At 45.5% G+C, this 20,123-nt stretch carries 16 protein-coding genes; 13 read left to right on the top strand and 3 right to left on the bottom strand.

Annotation, left to right across the window (positions count from 1 at the left end):
* The first annotated feature begins 3 nt into the window (after window positions 1-3).
* A complete protein-coding gene (locus tag LRM41_RS01880; protein ID WP_243819212.1) occupies window positions 4-597 on the top strand; it encodes an ATP-dependent Clp protease proteolytic subunit in 594 nt (197 codons plus the stop codon).
* Between the two features lie 91 nt (window positions 598-688).
* Window positions 689-1,627, top strand: coding sequence for a thymidylate synthase (locus LRM41_RS01875; RefSeq protein WP_243819211.1), 939 nt, complete (start codon window positions 689-691; stop codon window positions 1,625-1,627).
* Between the two features lie 34 nt (window positions 1,628-1,661).
* Here LRM41_RS01875 and LRM41_RS01870 read toward each other — a convergent pair whose 3' ends face one another.
* Window positions 1,662-1,949: a hypothetical protein gene (locus LRM41_RS01870; RefSeq protein WP_243819210.1), complete on the bottom strand. Its 288-nt coding sequence runs from the start codon at window positions 1,947-1,949 to the stop codon at window positions 1,662-1,664.
* A 46-nt stretch (window positions 1,950-1,995) separates the two neighbouring features.
* Window positions 1,996-2,490: a dihydrofolate reductase gene (locus LRM41_RS01865; RefSeq protein ID WP_243819209.1), complete on the bottom strand. Its 495-nt coding sequence runs from the start codon at window positions 2,488-2,490 to the stop codon at window positions 1,996-1,998.
* Between the two features lie 104 nt (window positions 2,491-2,594).
* Here LRM41_RS01865 and LRM41_RS01860 point away from each other — a divergent pair, with 104 nt between their 5' ends.
* The 11 genes from LRM41_RS01860 (at window position 2,595) to fusA (ending at window position 18,596) form a co-directional block, all read left to right on the top strand.
* Window positions 2,595-3,314 carry a dCTP deaminase gene (locus LRM41_RS01860; protein ID WP_243819208.1) on the top strand — a complete coding sequence of 240 codons (720 nt, stop codon included), beginning with the start codon at window positions 2,595-2,597 and terminating at the stop codon, window positions 3,312-3,314.
* Window positions 3,314-3,757: an HIT family protein gene (locus LRM41_RS01855; protein ID WP_243819207.1), complete on the top strand. Its 444-nt coding sequence runs from the start codon at window positions 3,314-3,316 to the stop codon at window positions 3,755-3,757. The genes LRM41_RS01860 and LRM41_RS01855 overlap by 1 nt, the downstream gene beginning before the upstream one ends.
* Window positions 3,712-4,404: a dTMP kinase gene (gene tmk, locus LRM41_RS01850; protein WP_243819206.1), complete on the top strand. Its 693-nt coding sequence runs from the start codon at window positions 3,712-3,714 to the stop codon at window positions 4,402-4,404. The genes LRM41_RS01855 and tmk overlap by 46 nt, the downstream gene beginning before the upstream one ends.
* Window positions 4,405-4,574: 170 nt before the next feature.
* Complete coding sequence (rpoB, locus tag LRM41_RS01845; protein WP_243819205.1) at window positions 4,575-7,916, top strand: DNA-directed RNA polymerase subunit beta; 3,342 nt, start codon at window positions 4,575-4,577, stop codon at window positions 7,914-7,916.
* A gap of 1 nt (window position 7,917) precedes the next feature.
* On the top strand, window positions 7,918-11,751 hold the full coding sequence (rpoC, locus tag LRM41_RS01840) for a DNA-directed RNA polymerase subunit beta' (protein WP_243819204.1): 3,834 nt from the start codon (window positions 7,918-7,920) through the stop codon (window positions 11,749-11,751).
* A gap of 105 nt (window positions 11,752-11,856) precedes the next feature.
* Window positions 11,857-12,168, top strand: a complete 312-nt coding sequence (locus LRM41_RS01835) for a nucleoside triphosphate pyrophosphohydrolase (protein ID WP_243819203.1) — start codon at window positions 11,857-11,859, stop codon at window positions 12,166-12,168.
* Between the two features lie 272 nt (window positions 12,169-12,440).
* Window positions 12,441-12,854: a 30S ribosomal protein S12 gene (rpsL, locus tag LRM41_RS01830; RefSeq protein WP_129631024.1), complete on the top strand. Its 414-nt coding sequence runs from the start codon at window positions 12,441-12,443 to the stop codon at window positions 12,852-12,854.
* A 2-nt stretch (window positions 12,855-12,856) separates the two neighbouring features.
* On the top strand, window positions 12,857-13,336 hold the full coding sequence (gene rpsG, locus LRM41_RS01825; protein ID WP_146423091.1) for a 30S ribosomal protein S7: 480 nt from the start codon (window positions 12,857-12,859) through the stop codon (window positions 13,334-13,336).
* 80 nt (window positions 13,337-13,416) lie between these two features.
* On the top strand, window positions 13,417-13,911 hold the full coding sequence (locus LRM41_RS01820; protein ID WP_243819202.1) for a YajQ family cyclic di-GMP-binding protein: 495 nt from the start codon (window positions 13,417-13,419) through the stop codon (window positions 13,909-13,911).
* A gap of 12 nt (window positions 13,912-13,923) precedes the next feature.
* On the top strand, window positions 13,924-16,401 hold the full coding sequence (locus LRM41_RS01815; protein WP_243819201.1) for a S1 family peptidase: 2,478 nt from the start codon (window positions 13,924-13,926) through the stop codon (window positions 16,399-16,401).
* Window positions 16,402-16,505: 104 nt separating this feature from the next.
* On the top strand, window positions 16,506-18,596 hold the full coding sequence (fusA, locus tag LRM41_RS01810) for an elongation factor G (protein WP_243819200.1): 2,091 nt from the start codon (window positions 16,506-16,508) through the stop codon (window positions 18,594-18,596).
* Between the two features lie 69 nt (window positions 18,597-18,665).
* Here fusA and LRM41_RS01805 read toward each other — a convergent pair whose 3' ends face one another.
* Window positions 18,666-20,057, bottom strand: coding sequence for a threonine/serine exporter family protein (locus tag LRM41_RS01805; RefSeq protein ID WP_243819199.1), 1,392 nt, complete (start codon window positions 20,055-20,057; stop codon window positions 18,666-18,668).
* Between the last annotated feature and the right edge of the window lie 66 nt (window positions 20,058-20,123).

Here is a 20,123-nt window from a genome sequence, read left to right as displayed (position 1 = left end):
AATATGCCAAAATCATATCTCATTCCAACTGTCGTTGAAAAGTCGGCCGACGGCGAGCGTGCTTTTGATATCTATTCGAGATTGTTGAATGAGAGAATTATTTTCCTTGGCGAAGACGTTAACGAGCATACCGCGAACAGCGTAGTGGCGCAATTACTGCATTTGGCATATGTTGACTCGCAAGCTGATATATCGCTATATATCAATAGTCCAGGCGGCAGCGTTTATGACGGTATGGCAATTTATGACACGATGAATTTTATTAAGCCTGATGTGGCGACGTATGGAATTGGTTTGCAGGCAAGCATGGGGGCGTTTTTGCTCAGCTCTGGCGCTAAGGGCAAGAGGTTTTGCTTGCCGCATGCCAAGGTGATGATTCATCAGCCGTCTTCTGGAACGCACGGAAAAGTGACCGACATGGAAATTGACATGAAGGAAACTTTGGAAGTTAAGGAGATGCTAGCGAAGATTATGGCGAAAAACACCGGTCAGAAGTTGGCTAAGGTTAAATCCGATATGGAGCGTGATTATTGGATGACGCCAAACGAAGCTGTAAAGTATGGTCTAATCGATAAAGTCTTGACTAAATTGTCGTAAAAAATTGCGTGTTTGTTGTTAAAACTACTAGTGATTCTGCTTGTGGTTTTTGGAGGATATTGTCATAATTTGAAGTAGGTAAGGAGGGCTTATGAGGCAATATTTAGACGCATTGAAATACGTTCGCGATAACGGTGTGCAAAAAGGTGATCGTACGGGAACGGGGACGACAGAAGTTTTTGGTATTCAGACGCGATATAATTTGGCGGACGGATTTCCGGCGATGACCACTAAGAAGTTATATTTCAAAAGCGTTGCTCATGAGCTTCTTTGGTTTCTTAAAGGTACGGGCAATATTGAATATTTGGCACAAAACGGCGTTCATATCTGGGATGAGTGGCCATATAAAAATTATCTAGAAAAAACTGGTCAGAAAATACCAGAAATTAACGGCGACGAGTGGCGCGCTGGAATGAAGGAATTTATTGATAAGATTGCTAACGATCACGCGTTTGCTGAAGAATGGGGAAATTTGGGGCCAGTTTATGGTGTCCAATGGCGAAAATGGCCGGATGGAAAGGGTGGAACTATTGACCAGATTCAGAACGCCATTGACATGATAAAGACGAACCCGGAGTCGCGTCGGAATATCGTGAGCGCGTGGAATGTGGCGGAAATTGATGACATCGTTCAAGCTGGCGGGCTGCCTCCGTGTCATACGATGTTTCAATTTAACGTAAGACCTGGTAAAAACGGCGAGAAGGACAAGCTGGATTTGGCGCTGACTCAGAGATCGGCGGATATGTTCCTTGGGGTGCCGTTTAACATTGCCAGCTATGCGCTGCTTCTGTCAATTGTCGCTCAAGTTACCGACAAGCAACCTGGCGAGTTTATCCATACCTTAAATAGCGCACATATTTACAATAATCACCGCGCGCAAGTTGACGAGCAATTATCGCGCCGTCCGCTGCCGCTACCGAAACTGTGGCTAAATCCAGACATCAAGAATATTGACGATTTCACGATTGATGATATTCGCCTGGAGGACTATGAATGCCATCCAGCGATAAAAGCGCCGATTGCTGTGTAGTGTGATTTGCACTTATAGCCTGAGTGGCTAAGGTTTATTTTTTACGGAGATTTTTCTTTGGCAGAATTTTATATCGTCTGGTGTCGGGGTTAAACTGTATATCTCTATACGTTCCTTTTGCTGTAGAGTTGCCTTTTTCGGATATTCCTCTTTCTATTAAGAACGCTTTGCTATTGACTGTCCCATCTTCATTGCAGGTAGGATTATCGACAAGTATTGCAATGAGGGCGCGCACTGAATTCTGATATTCTGGTATATCTGTAATTTTAAGATCGCCACTCTCTTCGGGGTCTATGATACATAGATTATATTTCTCATTCATGCGCTTTATCATACCATAAATACCAAATACTGTCAACTTAAGAAGGCTATTTTCTTTTATACGTCACAAAATCAAAATCGTAATTATTTTCATTATCTGCCGAATGATGCGTGCGACTTACTTCCTCCCACGCGTCCATATCTATCTCTGGGAAAAAAGTGTCAGCATCGGGGAATTCGGCGTCAATTTCTGTGGCGTAAATGGTGTCGATCTCTGGAATGTCTAGCGCGTCTTTATAAACTCGTGAGCCACCAATAATAAAAGTCGGATATCGCGATAAAGCCAGGGCGCTTCGTAAATTCATAGCCGTAAGAACTTTTTTGACGCCAGTTGGCTTGGATGAAATGACAATATTTTCTCTGTCTGGAAGTGGTCGCGAGCCAATTGACTCAAACGTTTTTCTGCCCATAATGACATTGCTGTTTCTCGTCAAACGCTTAAAATTCACCAAGTCGGCCGGCAAACTTCGCCCCCACGGCATATCGCCATTTTGTCCGATGGCGCGGTTTTTATCGTAAGCTACAATAATGGCTTTTTCCATAATTTCAGTTTAACATGCTGTAAAATTTACCGAAAGCTTGATCGGAACGCATAAACTTGCCATAATAAGATTTGGTAGAAAAATCACGCAATGGGAGGTGTTTAGTGAGCGTGTACTCAAATAAAGATATATTAGCGGCGATTGAAGACGGGACAATTGTCTGTACGCCGTTCAACCCAAAAAACGTATCGGAAGCCAGCTTAGATTTTACGCTAGGCTTTAATTTTTATAAGCAGGAATATGACGATATTTCGCGAGTTTATAATCCGTTTGACGAGTCTGATGTCAATCGATACTTCAAGGGTCCGCTTAAGGCAATGCCGCATGCCGAATGGTGCAAGCGGCATGGTTTTCGGGAATTTAAGAATATTCCGCCAGATCATCCGATTATTGTCCTGAAGCCTGGTGAGCGAATTTTGGCGCATACGCACGAATTTGTTGGAATTCGGACGCATGGCGGCGCGGCCGAGGTGAAAAGTCGTAGCTCTTGGGGGCGAAACGGCGTGGCGGTGTGTTTTGATGCTGGCTGGGTTGATCCGGGATATATCAATCGGATTACGCTTGAGATTTACAATTTAAATAAGCATGAAAGTGTGGTTTTGCCTGTTGGTGAGAGAATTGGGCAATTGATTTTTCATCACACTGGTCAGGTTGACGGCGGATATGCTAGTGGACGCGGTGGAATGAGCGGCAAATATCAGCACACTGACGATTTGGATGAATTGATAAAAACTTGGCGACCTGAAATGATGTTGCCGCGGGCGTTTAAGGATCGTCGGCATAAACCGATGGAAATTGCGGGGCTCAGCGAGGGGATTTTATAATGATGACTGGCTCAATGTTCCGTTGGCGGACAAAAGAAAAAGAATATAAGAATCATAAGAAAAGTAATAGATCTGAAAGTTGCGACTTCTGTCAATTGGTAAAACAGCACACTAGTCAAGTCGTAGAAGAAACGCAACATTGCCTAATCATTAAAAATCGATTTGGCTATGATTTTTGGGACGGCTGCGGCGTGGACGACCATTTGATGGTGATACCGAAACGACACGTGGATTCATTGGCGAATTTGAGCGATGAGGAAAAAATTGACTATATGAATCAGATTGCGAAGTTTGAGAATAACGGCTATTCGATTTACGCTCGAGCGCAAGGCAGCAAAACCAAGTCGATGATACATCAGCATACTCACTTGATAAAAATTGATGGAAAAACGAAAAAATGGCTAGTATTTCTACAGAAGCCGCACATTGTAATTACGAGGTGATGATGGGCAACGCGGGAAAATATATAGTTATCGAGGGCAATGACGGTACAGGAAAGTCGACGCAGGTCGCTAAATTGGCGGAATATTTCCGATCAATCGGGCGAACGGTTTGCGTGATTGAAGAGCCGGGAAGTGATGATCCGGAAAAATCAACTCCGATAGCAAATGAGCTTCGAAAAGTTATAAAAAACGGCGATTTGGCTCGCTCTGCGGCGGTGAATGTGGCGCTATTTTCTGCGGCTCGGCGTGAATTATGGCGGGAAAAAATTCAGCCTGCGTTGGAACGTGGGGAAATTGTTTTGAGCGCGAGAAATTATATCTCAACGCTGGTTTATCAGGGGCGAGGCGAAGGTTATGACGAGTCGGAGATTCTGCGATTGACAGAATTGTTCACCGATGAGAAATACTTGAGGCCGGACGTTATGGTTATTTTAAGCTTGAGTCGCGATAAGCGGGAAGAGCGAATTTCTATGCGCGGTGAGTTAAAAAATCCTGACACTTTTGAGTCGCGTGGGCAAGATTTTCAGAAAAAAGTCGACGATGGATATTTGGAGATTGCCGAGGCGTATGGAATTCCGGTAGTTTCAGCGGACGGGACAATTGACGAAGTTCACGATATGTTGATTGATAATATCAAAAAACACTAGTAAAACCCCTTGATTTTATTGACGTTTTTCGTCATAATGAGTAGTTATAGAAGTAGTGTATTCATGGCGGGTGAAAATTGCGAGTAGGCAAATCGTGATTTTGGGCTATGAATTAGAGATCTTCACGGCCGTCTATTAACCACTAATTAAAGCGAGGAGTGTTTACGCCTGTGGCAAAAAAACCAACCACAAGTAGCGAGCGCGTCTATTTCACCTCTGGTGATAATGCCCTGCCGCTACCAAACTTAATCGCTCACCAAAAAGATTCTTGGCGCTGGTTCGTCGAAGAAGGTTTGAGTGAGATATTTTCAGAAATTAATCCAATTGACGACTACACTGGTCAGAAGTTGTCATTAAAGTTCGGCAAATACTATTTTGGAGAGCCAAAAAACACTGACCAATTTGCCAAAGAAAACAACTTGACATTTGAGGCTCCGCTACACGCAACGGTCGAATTGACAAACAAGACAACCGGCGTAGTTGAAGAGCAGGAAATTTACCTTGGTGAATATCCATGGATGACTGAGCGCGGTACATTCGTTATCAACGGTACGGAGCGTGTGGTTGTTAGCCAGTTGATTCGCTCTGCTGGTGTTTTCTTTACTGCTGAAACAATAGCGGGACGTAATTACTACGGCGCAAAAATTATTCCAGGACGTGGAGCTTGGATGGAATTTGAGACGGCTTCTAATGGCGCGATTTACGTAAAAATTGACCGCCGCCGCAAGATGCCAGCAACGACTTTGTTGCGCGCTTTGGGCTATCCAAAGACTAGCGAAATTAAGGAATTGTTTGCTGATATTGACACTGGTGACGTAAAATATATTGACGAAACTTTAGATAAGGACACTTCTCGTGGTGCCAATGAGGCGTTGATTGAGGTTTATCGTCGATTGCGTCCAGGCGACTTGGCAACGGTTGATAACGCTCGTCAGATGATTGAGCGAATGTTCTTTGACTTCAAGCGGTTCGATTATTCGCGGGTTGGTCGTTATAAATTGAACCAACGCTTGGGTCTGGATGTTGCAAATACAGCAGAAAATCGTACGTTGCAGATGAGCGATTTGGTGGCGATTTTGCGTGAAGTTATTCGCTTGAACAATACTCAGGAGCCAGCTGATGACATTGATGCATTGAGCAACCGCCGAGTTCGCTTGGTTGGTGAATTGATTGCTCGACAATTCCGTGTTGGTATGCTCCGAATGCAGCGCAACGCGATGGATCGTATGAGCGTGGCTGATTTGGAAAGTGTTAGCCCAAGTCAATTGATCAATGCTCGTCCAATTGTTGCAGCTGTTCGTGAATTCTTTACTTCAAGCCAGCTGTCACAGTTGCTTGACGAGGTTAACCCATTGTCAGAATTGAGCCACAAGCGACGCTTGAGCTCGACTGGTCCTGGTGGTTTGACTCGTGAGCGCGCTGGATTTGAGGTTCGCGACGCCCACCCAACTCACTATGGTCGTATCTGTTCAGTGGAAACGCCAGAAGGTGCGAATATCGGTCTGGTGCTGAACTTGGCGGCTTATGCGCGTGTTAACGAATACGGATTTATTGAAACTCCATATCTTCGCGTAAAAGATGGCAAAGTGACCGACGAACTTGTTTATTTGGATGCTTCACAAGAAATCGGTGAGGTTATCGCTGATGCTGGTGAGGCTCTTAACGAAGATGGAACTTTCCGCGACGAGCGTGTTAACGCCCGCAGTAATATGCAGCCATCACAAGTTGATGCTAGCCAAGTTACATTCATGGACGCAGCTCACCGCCAGATTTTAGGTTCGACTGCGGCATTGGTGCCATTTATTGAAAAGACTCGTGTCGACCGTGCTTTGACTGGTTCAAACATGCAACGTCAGGCTGTTCCTCTATTATGTCCAGAATCCGCAACTGTTGGTACTGGAATTGAAAAGGCTGTGGCTGAGAATAGTGGTCACTTGATTCAGGCTAGCGCCGATGGCGAAGTCGTTCGCGCTGATGCCGACGAAGTTCACGTTAAATATGCTGACGGCGTAAAGATTTATACGTTGAAGCATTTCGTAAAGAACAATGACGATCGCTGTTACAACCAAAAAGTTCGCGTTGAACGTGGCGACAAGGTGAAGAAGGGCGACATTCTGATTGAAGGCGCCTCAATTGCCGGCGGTGAAATTGCCCTAGGTAAAAACCTTCTGGTTGCCTTCATGCCATGGGGTGGCTACAACATGGAAGATGCGATTATTATGAGCCGTCGTTTGGTTGAAGATGATCGATTGACAAGCATTAACATTAAAGATTACACCGTTGAGGTTCGCGAGACGAAGCTTGGTCCAGAGATTGTGACGCGCGATATTCCAAACGTTTCCGAGGAAAGTTTGCGTCACTTGGACGAGAACGGAATTGTTCAAATCGGCTCCGAGGTTAAGGCTGGCGATGTTTTGGTTGGTAAGATTACACCAAAGGGCGAGCAGGAATTGAGCTCTGAGGAGCGCTTGCTTCGCGCAATCTTCGGTGAAAAAGCTAAGGACGTTCGTGATACATCACAGCGAATGAACAACGCAGGCGGCGGTAAAGTCGTTGGTGTTAAGATCTTTAGTCGTGAAAACGGCCACGAGTTGAAGGCTGGTGTTTTGATGCAAATTCAGATCTTCGTTGCGCAATTACGAAAGATTGGCGTTGGTGATAAGATGGCTGGACGCTTCGGTAACAAGGGTGTTGTAGCGAAGGTTCTTCCTGTCGAAGATATGCCATTCCTAGAGGACGGTACGCCGGTTGACGTAGTTTTGAACCCACTTGGTGTGCCAAGCCGTATGAACCTTGGTCAGATTTTTGAAACTCACCTTGGTATGGCAGCGCGAGCATTGGGCTACCGCGTAGCGACTCCGTCATTTAACGGTGTTCCAAGTGAGAAGATTTCTGATGAGCTAGAAAAAGCTGGTTTGGCGCGTGACGGTAAGAGTCAATTGTTTGACGGTCGTACTGGTGAACCATTTGAGGAGCGAACAACAGTTGGTGTGATGCACATGATTAAGTTGCACCACATGGTTTCTGACAAGATTCACGCTCGTTCAACTGGTCCATACACAATGGTTACTCAGCAGCCGCTTGGTGGTAAAGCGCAAAACGGTGGTCAGCGCTTCGGTGAAATGGAGGTTTGGGCATTGGAGGCTTACGGTGCCGCTGCAACCTTGCAGGAAATGTTGACGATTAAGTCTGACGACGTTTACGGTCGTGCAAAGGCTTACGAGTCAATCATTAAGGATGAGCCGATTGTTGGTCCAAAACTTCCAGAGTCTTTCAACGTGTTGGTTAAGGAGCTTCAAGGTTTGGGTCTTCGAGTTGATTTGGTTGACGACGAGGCTGCAGTTGACGCTGAGCATGTTATCGCTTCAAGTGGCCCAGAAGACAAAACCGTTGCCGCTGATGGCGAGGAAGAAGAAACATACTTGGACGAATCAGATGACATCGGTGAAATTGACGATGGCATGAGCGTGCAAGATATTGATGAAGTAGAAGAAATAAAGGAGGACGCGTAAGATGGCAAATTCTGCATTTAACGCAACGGGCATCAGCGATTTTGACGCGGTTCGTTTGGCGGTAGCTAGCCCAGAAGACATTCTGAAATGGAGCTACGGCGAAGTTTTGAAGCCAGAGACAATTAACTATCGCACACAAAAGCCAGAACGCGACGGATTGTTCTGTGAGCGAATCTTTGGTCCAGTTAAGGATATCAATCCGCACGACTCAAAGCTTAAGGGTGTCCGTTCACGCGAAGCTGCTGTCGATAAGAATGGCGAATTGGTCACTAAGTCAATCGTTCGCCGTGAGCGAATGGGACATATTCAATTGGCAGTGCCAGTTGCGCACATTTGGTTTATGCGCGGCACTCCAAGCGCCATGAGTCAGTTGCTTGGTATGACGGTTCGCAATATTGAGAAAATCGTTTACTTTGCAACTTACGTCATCTTAAACGTTGACGAAGCAACTCGCGATCAATATTTGGCAGATTTGGAAGCGGAAACTGATTTGGCTCGTAAGGCTATCAAAATCCGCTACGAAAAAATGGCTGAAGAAGATGGCGCTGATGTTAAGCAACTAGCTAAAGAGCAGAGCCGTGAAGTCGAGGAATTGGAAGAATCTTACGTTGGTAAGAAATCTCAATTGGAGAGCTTGAATTACGGCGCTTTGATTTCAGAGAGCGAATATCGCAACTTGCCAGAAGAATATGACGAATTGATCGAAGTTGGCATGGGCGCCAGCGCGGTCAAAGAACTTTTGGATAAGATTGAGTTGCCAAAGCTTATTGCTGAATTGACGGAAGAAGTTGAAACCGCAAAAGGTCAACGACAGAAGAAATTGCTGAAGCGCTTGAAGATGCTCGAAAGTATGGAATCTGCTGGCATTAAGCCATCAAGTCTATGTATGACCGTTCTGCCAGTTATTCCTCCGGATCTTCGTCCAATGGTGGCACTGTCCGGTGGTCGATTTGCGACATCTGACTTGAACGATTTGTATCGCCGAATCATCAACCGAAACAACCGCTTGAAGAAGTTGATTGAGCTTAACGCGCCAGAAGTTATTCAGCGCAATGAAAAGCGCATGCTTCAGGAAGCTGTTGACGCTTTGATTGACAATTCAGCATCACGCGGTCGTGCAGTTAGCTCGACTGGTGGTCGTCGCAGCTTGAAGAGCTTGAGTGATATGCTAAAGGGTAAGCAAGGTCGCTTCCGCCAGAACCTTCTTGGTAAGCGTGTTGACTATTCTGGTCGCTCGGTTATCGTGGTTGGTCCAAAATTGAAGATTAACCAATGTGGTTTGCCAAAGCAAATGGCGCTGGAATTATTCAAGCCGTTCGTGATTAGCTGGCTAATTAAGAATGAATTTGCGCACAATATTCGCTCGGCTTCACGTCTAATCGAAGCTGGTGAAGCGGTAGTTTGGGACGCGCTGGATTCAGCAATTGAAGGCAAGTACGTGTTGCTTAACCGCGCACCAAGTTTGCACCGTTTGTCAATTCAAGCCTTCCAGCCAGTTTTGGTTGAAGGAAAAGCTATTCAGTTGCATCCGCTAGTTTGTGCTGGATTTAACGCTGACTTCGACGGCGACCAGATGGCTGTTCACTTGCCGCTATCAAAAGAGGCTCAGGCTGAAGCTCGTGAATTGATGAGCGCAACTGCCAACTTGTTGAAGCCTGCCGATGGTGCGCCAGTGCTGCATATTTCGCAGGACATTGTGCTTGGTAACTATTACTTGACTTACGACAAGCCGCAAGCTCAGACTGATAAGATTAAGACTTACAGTTCTGTTTACGAAGCAGAAATGGCTTACGACAATGGCGTAATTCATTTGCAAACCCCAATTCGTATCTTTGCGAAAGGTAAAATGCGTGAAACAACTTTGGGTCGCGTCTTCTTCAATGAGATTCTGCCTGAAGATTTCCCATACGATAATAACGTTCAGACCAAGAAGCAGCTTAAGAAGGTGTTGGCGCAAATCTTTAACAAGTATGGCGCCGAGGAAACCGCCAAGATTGCAGACCGCATGAAGGGTCAAGCTTTCCGCTTTGCTACGGTTGCGGCTGTGTCGACTGGTATGACCGACTACGTCCACTTCGAGGAAATTCCTCAGTTTGTGGCTGAAGGTGATGCTAAGGCAGCTTTGATCTCTGAGCAATTCGACCAAGGTTTGATTACAGAAGAAGAGCGATATAACTTGACGGTTAGCGCATGGCGAAACGTCGACAATAAGATTACAGCATTCCTGAAAGACCAATTGGCACACATGGACACCAGTATTTCTATGATGGTCAACTCTGGTGCCCGTGGTGATATTTCCAACGTGAAGTTGGCGAGCGCGATGATTGGTGTTCAGATGGACGCAACCAACCATGAGATTGAGCTTCCAATCCGCAGCTCTTACACGGGCGGTTTGTCTAGCCTTGAAGCCTTTATTGCAACTCGTGGTGCACGTAAGGGTCTTATTGACACGGCTCTTAAGACTGCCGACTCGGGTTACTTGACTCGTCGTTTGGTAGACGTTGCACAAGATGTCTTTACCGTTGAGGATACTGATGGCGACGATGAAGGTTATGCAATTTACCGTTCAGAAACCGAAGAGACGATGATTGACTTCTCAAACCGTTTGGCTGGTCGTTATGCTGCTGAAACAATTCCAGGTCACGTCAATAAGAACGAATTGATCACGCGTGAAATCGCAGATTCAATTGATGACGACGAAAGTATTGAAAGTGTTAAGATTCAATCTGTATTATCGACAAATAACCTTAACGGTATTCCACAGCGAAGTTACGGTATTGATATGTCGACTGGTAAATTGGTTGGCAATCATCAGCCAGTCGGTGTTATCGCCGCTCAGTCAGTTGGTGAGCCGGGTACTCAGTTGACGCTTCGCACCTTCCACAACTCTGGTGTTGCTGGTGGTGATATTACCCAAGGTTTGCCTCGTGTTGAAGAGTTGTTTGAAGCGCGCACACCAAAGGGCCAAGCATTCATTACGGAAGTTGCTGGTTTGGTTGACGTTTGGGAAGATGGCAAGAAGTACATCGTTCAAATTACGCCAGAATCTGGCAAGGTTGAGCGTTTGCCATTGGAAGGTCGAACTGTTGTGGTTAAGGCTGGCTCTAGTGTTAAGGCTGGCGATGTCTTAGCAACAGGCGAGAGCGACACTCGACCTTTGATTGCGCCATTTGACGGTGTGATTGAGTCGGCTGAGGATACTTTGGTGATCGCGGCAGAGGCTGCTTCGCCAACTCGTTATGAAATCCCAGGCAATATGCAGTTGGTCGTTAAGGCGAACGATATTGTTGAAGCTGGTGATCGATTGACGGCTGGATCGTTGAACTTGCACGATTTGATGCGACTTAAGGGTGTTGAGGCAACTCAGCGCTACATCATCAACGAAGTTCTGCGAATCTACGCTGCTCAGGGTCAGGACGTGGCTGACAAGCACTTGGAGATTATTGTTCGCCAAATGTTTAGTCGCGTGCAAATCGAAGATGCTGGTGATAGCGAATTCGTGACTGGCGACATCGTTTCTAAGGCCGCTGTGGTCAATGCAAATAAGCAATTGGCTGCTGAAGGCAAGAACTTGATTAGCTACACACAATTGCTACTCGGTATCACAAAGGTGTCAATCTGGAGTGATTCATGGCTATCGGCTGCATCCTTCCAAGATACTACTCGCGTCTTGATCAATGCTGCCGTATCTGGTCGAGCCGATCACTTGCACGGTTTGAAGGAAAACGTCATCATCGGCCGTAAGATTCCAGTAGGAACTGGCGCTGTCGAAGAAGATGAAGAATTCGAAACACCGAGCGAAGACGAATTCGTCGAAGAAGAAGTTGCCGCTTAATAAGTAGGCTTCGCAACTACAGAAACCGCCTCAATTCCGGGGCGGTTTTCTATTGATTATTTATAGGAAAAAAATTATATAATATAAACAATTAAAGGAGGTTTTATGCCAGTATATAACAAACTTGTCCGCGATAAAATTTTGGAAATCATTAAGGCTAACGGTCAAAAGCCGACTCACAAAATACTTACAGCAGAAGAATACGTCGTGGAGCTTACAAAAAAGCTAGTCGAAGAAGTTGAGGAATATAAAAAAGATAAAAATACTGATGAGCTTGCCGATATCATGGAAGTAATCTATGCTCTCGCAAGCCTGCATAGTTGTACCGCGGAAGAATTAGAAAAAATTCGTGCAGAAAAAGCAGAAAAACGCGGCGGCTTTGAAAAGAGAATATTCCTAGTGGAAGTGATGGATTAGGGTGAGTATGTGTGATAAGTTATGTCTATTCTATGCAAGGAATTCATCTCTGACAATGAGTACCCTGTTTTTTGTATAAATAAGTGGCGATTTTACTTTTACGAAATCTGTGCTAGAATAGATGTAGAGTTTCCTCTTTTCGGAGTGCGCGGTGTTTTGAATGTGTACAGACTGCAATCTCGGCGGAAAAGGTATAGACACGGAGAGGAGTTGCTGAATCCAAACCGTAAGGCAAATTGCCATAATTAGTAAATCAACCAAGGAGAAATTGGATGCCAACAATCAACCAATTGGTGCGCAAACCGCGCCAAACGGCTAAGAAAAAGTCCAAGTCGCCAGCACTAGGTCGTATTCATAACGCCCTAAAAACACGTTATTACGACCAGAACGCACCGCTTAAGCGTGGTGTTTGTGTGCGTGTGACGACTAAGACGCCAAAGAAACCAAACTCAGCTTTGCGTAAAGTTGCTCGTGTTAAATTGAACAACGGCTATGAAGTTTGGGCGTACATCGGTGGTGAAGGTCACAACTTGCAGGAGCACGCTGTGGTCTTGATCCGCGGTGGTCGTGTACCTGACCTTCCTGGTGTGCGTTATCATATCGTACGTGGTGCGCTTGACCTTCAAGGCGTCAACAACCGTAAGAAGGGTCGCTCTAAGTACGGTACAAAGAAAGGGGATAAATAATCATGCCTCGTAAAGTTACCAAGAAGTTGCAGCGTGAACTTAAACCTGATCGCCGATATCAAAGCGTGCTAGTTCAGCGCTTGATCAACAAGTCAATGCTAGACGGTAAAAAGTTGGCGGCTGAACGCGCTGTTTACGCAGCTCTAGAAACTGCTGCTAAGAAATTGGATTCTGAAGATCCATTGGCAGTGTTTGAAAAAGCATTGAAGAACGTTAGCCCAAGCTTCGAGGTTAAATCTCGTCGTGTTGGTGGTGCTAACTACCAGATTCCATTCCCAGTTCAGGGACATCGACAATTGCACTATGCGTTCAGCTGGTTAGTTCAATCAGCTCGCGCTCGTAGTGGAATGCCATATTCACAGCGTTTGGCGTTGGAAATCGTTGACGCTTACAATGAAGCTGGTGCTGCCTTCAAGAAGAAGGAAGACACGCATAAGATGGCTGAAGCTAACCGCGCCTTTGCGCACTTTGCTCGCGGCTAATTATTGCTTGAAAGCAAAATCAGGAAATCGCTCTAAACGGGGCGATTTTTTGATATAATAGAAAAAATTAGGAGGGAGAAATGGCGAGTTTTTCGTTTGATATTGTGTCGGAAATTGACAAGGCTGAGATGAATAATGTTTTCATGCAGGCTGAAAAAGAAATCCAAGGGCGTTATGATTTTAAGGGGACGAGCGCGGCAATTGATTGGCTGGATGATAAAAAGGGTCTGAAAATTACCGGCGACAATGATTGGCAAGTTGATGCTGTTCTGGATATCGTGCGCAGGAAATTGGCGGGGCGTGGTCAGTCGAGCAAAGTTCTGGATTTATCAAAAGAGAAAGTTGTTTCGAACCTGAAAACGACTTGGGAGATTCCGTTCAAGCAAGGCCTTGATCAGCCGACGGCGAAGCAAATTGCCGCTGATATTCGTGCTAATGCGCCGAAAGCTAAGCCGCAAATTCAGGGCGACCTCGTTCGTGTTACTTCTGCGTCGAAGGATGAGCTGCAAAAAGTTATTAGTTTGTTACGAGAAAGTGATTATGACACGCCTCTACAGTTTGTAAATTATCGTTAGGATTGGAGCGGTATGAATCAGAAGTCGATGAAGAAATTAAAAATTGCAGTCATCGTTCTGGGTGTAGTTTTCTTGATTTCTGTTATAGTTGGGATGATTGTCGTTAATAATAACCGCTCTTCCGGAGTTAGTAAGACCGCAAAAAAGAAGATCCAGAAGATTTTTGCCGAAGAAGATGTTAAGAACTCGCAGAAGGTCGTTTCCAAATATGGCTATTCAATTCGATACGACAAGAGTATTTTTACTGGCGAAGGTCACGTCTTAAATAAAGACTCTAATGAAAAGCAGTATAGCGCCACCACGTATGCTGATGATGAGCTGAAAGAGAGTCGCGCTTATGCGATTTTGCGATTGTATTTCAGAAAAGGTTCAGAAAAGCCGAATGAGGAGGAAGAGAAGTTCTCGTTTAGGAAGATTATGCCAGACTTCTCAATCGTAACTTCGCGCAAAAAAGCTTATTTTGATCGATCAACGATGCCCGAGAAATACAAGGACACGAAGAAATATTCAGATTTGGATTTAATGCTTCAGGGCGATATCAACAAGCAGAAGAAGGATAATCCTAACTTAAAATATCACACCAGCGACGCGACGATTTCTGGACGTAAGTTTAAGAAGATGGTCGTTGATTACGGAAGCACTATTGACGGCAAGTGGCAGAAAACTGGTGAAAAAATAACTTACTTGACGATTCAGAATGGCAGGCCGTACTGGATGACGATTTTTGCATTGAGTAAAAATTCGTACACGCAGCCGTATATTGACCAGCTGGAAGCACTAGTTGCTAAGGTTACTTTCCAGAATCCAGATAGCAGCTACTTGGTTAGAGCTGATGGCAATAGCGAGGCGCAGGTGGCTTCCACTACGATAGCTAAGACCGAAACTAAGGCGGAAAATTTTTCGGAAGATAAAGACACTACAAATACTTTGGATGAACTGGATGAAGATTCTATTATTAAAGTGGTGGCAAGGAATCAAATTGCAACGGTTCGCGTAGGAACATATCGTTGTGCGGACATGATTTACACGGCACAAAACGGTGCAAGTATGCAGCTGAATGGCTTATGCACGGGTGGAATTGGTAGTGGATCGATTGTTTCTGATGATGGCTACATTGCTACAAACGGGCATGTTACTGAAGTTTCTAATCAGAGTATGATCATGGGTCTCAACACGCAAGAGAACATGAATAAATATATAAAGTTTGTGATAGATGCGGGCTATGTAACTCGAGAGACGCTTCGGGATTTGGCAAATAAGGCTAATGGCGGTGATCAGAGTGCGCAAGCGGCAATTCTCGGTCTTATCAACCAAGTTCCAGCCGATAATATACGCTCGCAAAACGATCGATACGATTATGTCATTCAGACCTCAAGCGAACCTATTGCGCGCGAAGATGACGGTTCGGGCAATCTTAAGTGGAAAAAGACGAAGACTAATATTCCAGCCAAGAAAATTGACGCGGAAGTTGATTTGAAGGGTCGCGGGATGGATCTGAATAGCGATAAAAGTGATGTGGCGATTCTGAAGGCTGAAGGACGATTCCCGGCGGTAGAATTGGGCGATAGTTCTATGATTTCTAGAGGCGATCGGGTGACGGCGATTGGCTATCCAGCAATTGTTGATGGTGGCACGAACACTAAGAAGAGTAAGACTGTGCCAACTGTTACGCAGGGTGATGTTTCTGGCTCGACTAGCGATGCAGGCGGCCATAAGTTGTTTTCAATGAGTGCGCAAATTGCGGCAGGCAACAGTGGCGGTCCAGCGTTTGATGACGATGGTAAGCAGATTGGACTAAACACCTACGGCGGTTCGTCCTGCGCGAATAGTAGCGAGCGCAGCAATTCTTGTTTTGGAGAGGGAATATTCCGTGATATCGCTGATCTGAAAACTATGGCGAAGAAAAATAATGTTGCGTTATCGGCAAACGGCGAATTGACTAAGCTCTGGAAAGACGGCTTGGAGGGTTTTTCTCAAGGTAAATATTCTCAGGCAAAAGCTAAATTTGAGCAATTGGATAAAAAATATCCCGACAATTATTTAGTGGCAAAGATGATCGAAGTTTCATCCAATACTCCAGATGATTCTACGGAAAGCGAGGCGTCTAGCGCAGAAGCTGGAACGAGCGAATCAGAAAATAACACTACAGTTATAATCGTGGTTGTGGTGATTCTTTCAACGGGGGCGTTATTCTTAACAGTGTCAATTATCGCAATTGCTGTTTCTGTAAGTAATCGACGTAAGATGAATGCCTATCCATATCCTGTCGCTGGACAATTCCCGCAGCAGCCTCAGTATCCACAACAGCCATATCAACAACCAATTCCGCCGCAACAACAATATCCGCAACAAAATTATTATCAGCAGCAACCTGGTCAATATCCGCCAACATACGCGCAGCCGCCTATAGAGCAGCCTCCAGTCAACTATCCGCCTGCAGCGCCAGCTCCGAACGACAACGAGTCTAAAAATCCTCCGGCTCAGAGCTAGTCAAAAACATAGATAACTGATATAATAAAACGCAAGAGTAGTTTTTTGGTGCCAAAAAATTGACCAAAAATCTCGGCAAATTAACGTAATATAAAGGAAAATTTATGGCAGAGACGCATGTTCCGCTAAAGAATTTTAGAAATATTGGTATTATTGCCCATATTGACGCCGGTAAAACGACGACAACTGAGGGTATTTTGTACCGCACTGGCTTGACGCACAAGATCGGTGTGGTTCGTGGTGAAGGTGACGGTGCTACCACCGACTGGATGGCACAGGAGAAAGAACGTGGTATTACTATTACGTCAGCTGCTGTGACTTGTTTCTGGAAAGATCATAAGATTAACATTATTGACACCCCAGGGCACATCGACTTTACCGCTGAGGTTGAGCGTAGTTTGCGCGTGCTTGACGGTGCAGTTACAGTCTTTGACGGTAAGATGGGCGTTGAAGCTCAGTCTGAAACTGTTTGGCGCCAGGCTAATAAGTACGGCGTGCCTCGTATTTGTTTCGTTAACAAGATCAACCAGACTGGTGGTGACTTCTATAAATCTCTGGAGTCAATTCACAACCGTTTGAGTAAGCAGGCTTTCCCAGTTCACTTGCCAATTGGTTTTGAAAAGACTATCAACGGTGTTGTCGACTTGATTGACATGAAGGCTTACACCTACGACGATTACACAGACCATGAGCTTAAGGTTGGCGAGATTCCAGCTGATATGCTTGAAAAAGCTAAGAACGCACGTTCTCTGTTGGTTGAAAATGCTGTTGAAGCTGACGACGAATTGATGATGAAGTTCTTGGATCAAGGCGAGGATGCTATTACCGTTGACGAGTTGAAGATGGCTTTGCGCAAGCGCGTTTTGGCTGGTGACTTTTACCTAGTTACTGGTGGTGATGGTCGCGGTGTGATCGTTGAAAAGTTGCTTGACTTGATGGTTGACTTCTTGCCAAGCCCTCTAGACGTTGATGAGATTTGGGGTAAGAATCCAAAGACTGGCGACGAAGTTAGCCGCAAGCCATCAGACAAGGAGCCTTTGTCTGCTTTGGCGTTTAAGATTGCTGCCGACCCATTTGTTGGTAAATTGATCTTCGTTCGTGTCTATTCTGGTGTTTTGACCTCAGGAAGCTACGTTCTTAATACGACAACTGGTGAAAAAGAGCGAATTGGACGAATCGTTCGTATGTTTGCTGACAAGCGTGAAGAAATTAGCAAGGTTGAAGCTGGTGACATCGCCGCTGTGGTTGGCTTAAAGTCTACTGCGACTGGTAACACGTTAGCAGACGTAGCTCATCCAATTGCTCTTGAGTCAATTGAATTCCCAGAGCCACCTGTATCAATCGCGGTTGAACCAAAGTCAAAGGCTGACCAGGAAAAAATGGCGTTGGCGTTGCAACGCTTGGCTGAAGAAGACCCAACTTTCCGAATTCACACAGACGAAGAAACAGGTCAGACAATTATGTCAGGAATGGGTGAATTGCACCTGGATATTCTTATCGACCGTATGAAGCGCGAATTTAAGGTTGAAGCCAATATTGGTGAACCTCAGGTTGCCTTCCGTGAAAGCATTAAGGGTCGTGCTGAAGTTCAAGGTAAGCACGCCAAGCAGTCTGGTGGTCGTGGTCAATATGGTGACGTATGGGTACGCTTTGAGCCAAATGAGACTGGTAAGGGCTTTGAGTTCGTTGATGAAATTAAGGGTGGTGTAGTTCCTCAGGAATATCGCCCAGCCGTAATGAAGGGTATTCGTGAAACATTGGAAGGCGGTGTTATTGCCGGTTATCCAGTTGTTGACGTTAAGGCTACATTGTACGATGGTTCATACCACGATGTCGACTCCTCGGAATTGGCCTTCTCATTGGCAGGTTCTATAGCTGCCCGTGAAGGTATTAAACAAGCTAACCCAATCTTGCTTGAGCCAGTCATGAAGGTTGAAGTTACTACACCTGAAGACTTCATGGGTGATATCATCGGCGACCTTAATTCACGTCGCGGACGTATCGACGCCATGGAAGACTTGATGGGTGGTGCTAAGCTGATTAAGGCCTTTGTGCCATTAGCAAATATGTTCGGTTACACATCGGACATTCGCTCAATGTCTCAGGGTCGCGCCGCTTCAACGATGGAATTGGCTCAATACGAGGAAGTTCCACCAAACGTTGCGCAAGAGATTATCGAAAAGCGAAATAAATAATCTCTACCTCATAAAAAATCCTCGGAGCGAATCCGGGGATTTTTATTTGGCTAAATTTCGGGTTATTTTTCACGATATCTGCGTGTTGCGACGGAATAAATTGATGAATTGTCGGCGAATTGGGCGGCCGACGATGTTGCCGAATGACGCGCCAATTGCTACCGCTACACCGATGAGGATTGCTCGCGCTAAGATAGCCAAGGCTGGCAAGAAGTTGACACTGTTCGGTGGATATAGAACGACGCCCATCAATCCATTGTAAAGCGACAATCCTGGAACTAATGGCACAATTCCCGCCGCAATAATCGCCAGAGAAGGGAATTTCCATAATCTGGAAGTCATAACCGCGACTAATCCAATTACCGCCGCCGCGATACCACTTGCGGTCACGATATCAAAACCAAAGCTCATGGCCAATCTTGAAATCCACCAGCCAAAAATTGCGATTAATGCCGAAATAATCATTCCTAAAAATCGAGAATGATTCCTCAGAACGAACGCCGCCGCGATAATTCCAGCCCCCAAATACTGAGTGTGCTTGTCTGCTAATGTCAATCGATCTGGTGTCGCTGGGAAAGTAACACCGAATTTTGTCGCAATGTATAATCCGACCATCACTCCAGCAATTACGCCGCCCGTCGCCATCACGACTTTTAATAATCTGGCGTTGGCAGTCATATAATATTCGTCGATTGCGTCCTGAAATGCGCCGACAAACATTAATCCCGCGACCAATAAGACAATTCCGCTGATAACCAACAATGTTGCGTTGACGCTTAGCCCCAGATAATTGCTACACCAAGCTGCGCCTGCCGCCACCAATGTTACGAAAATCGCCACGAGGGCTTGCGAATAAAACAACGGCGCGCCAATACGTCCCAGCCATCTCAGCAGTCCAGTCGCTGAGAATCCGAGTAGAAACGCTATCGATGCCATGAGTAAACTGCCGCCGTACAAAATAACAGAACCCGCACTCACCAGTCCGCCCGCCGCGTAAACGACTAGTCGGGAATGTTCGGTGGGTTTTTTGAGTATTTGTTGCAATCGCTCCTCGGCTTCTTCTAGGGAAAGTTGCTTGTGACGAATATCGAGGGCTAATAATTGCAATGCTTGGATAAGTTGATAATTAGGATCGTCAGGAACGATCACTCGCGCCATAGTTAGCGGTTCGTGATCAACTCCGCGGTCTTGAGAAATTGTCACCAAAGTGTAGCTCACGTCCACATGAACAGGTCTGCGGCAATATGTTCGCGTGATTCCTTGCGCCATACGAACCACATCGCGCGCCACCACGCCCATGCTCAGGAGCTGCTCGGCAATCGTCATAGCCAGGCGCAAAGCTCGCATATTCGGCGTCAAACTTTCATCAATTTTCTCCAGATGATGCTCTGGCTCAAAGCTGTAAAGATTAGCGACTCGGGCTAATGATTGTTCAATGAATTTTGGTACTTTTTTCTTCACAATATCTAGTGTAACAAATTTTATGCCAATAGAAATAGCCCGCCAAGAGAGCTCCAGCTCAAGGCT

Source organism: Candidatus Nanosynbacter sp. TM7-087, from assembly GCF_022828365.1.
Taxonomy (GTDB): Bacteria; Patescibacteriota; Saccharimonadia; order Saccharimonadales; family Saccharimonadaceae; genus Nanosynbacter.
The sequence above is the reverse complement of the archived record's forward strand: the minus strand, read 5'-3'. Positions and strand labels throughout refer to the sequence as shown.

What these genes read in the sequence shown, in the direction of transcription:
- fusA (WP_243819200.1), top strand. Translation starts at nt 16,506, where the DNA reads ATGGCAGAGACGCATGTTCCGCTAAAGAATTTTAGAAATATTGGTATT.
- rpsG (WP_146423091.1), top strand. Translation starts at nt 12,857, where the DNA reads ATGCCTCGTAAAGTTACCAAGAAGTTGCAGCGTGAACTTAAACCTGAT.
- LRM41_RS01880 (WP_243819212.1), top strand. Translation starts at nt 4, where the DNA reads ATGCCAAAATCATATCTCATTCCAACTGTCGTTGAAAAGTCGGCCGAC.
- LRM41_RS01875 (WP_243819211.1), top strand. Translation starts at nt 689, where the DNA reads ATGAGGCAATATTTAGACGCATTGAAATACGTTCGCGATAACGGTGTG.
- LRM41_RS01835 (WP_243819203.1), top strand. Translation starts at nt 11,857, where the DNA reads ATGCCAGTATATAACAAACTTGTCCGCGATAAAATTTTGGAAATCATT.
- LRM41_RS01820 (WP_243819202.1), top strand. Translation starts at nt 13,417, where the DNA reads ATGGCGAGTTTTTCGTTTGATATTGTGTCGGAAATTGACAAGGCTGAG.
- rpsL (WP_129631024.1), top strand. Translation starts at nt 12,441, where the DNA reads ATGCCAACAATCAACCAATTGGTGCGCAAACCGCGCCAAACGGCTAAG.
- LRM41_RS01855 (WP_243819207.1), top strand. Translation starts at nt 3,314, where the DNA reads ATGATGACTGGCTCAATGTTCCGTTGGCGGACAAAAGAAAAAGAATAT.
- LRM41_RS01865 (WP_243819209.1), bottom strand. Translation starts at nt 2,490, where the DNA reads ATGGAAAAAGCCATTATTGTAGCTTACGATAAAAACCGCGCCATCGGA.
- LRM41_RS01815 (WP_243819201.1), top strand. Translation starts at nt 13,924, where the DNA reads ATGAATCAGAAGTCGATGAAGAAATTAAAAATTGCAGTCATCGTTCTG.
- rpoC (WP_243819204.1), top strand. Translation starts at nt 7,918, where the DNA reads ATGGCAAATTCTGCATTTAACGCAACGGGCATCAGCGATTTTGACGCG.
- LRM41_RS01870 (WP_243819210.1), bottom strand. Translation starts at nt 1,949, where the DNA reads ATGAATGAGAAATATAATCTATGTATCATAGACCCCGAAGAGAGTGGC.
- tmk (WP_243819206.1), top strand. Translation starts at nt 3,712, where the DNA reads ATGGCTAGTATTTCTACAGAAGCCGCACATTGTAATTACGAGGTGATG.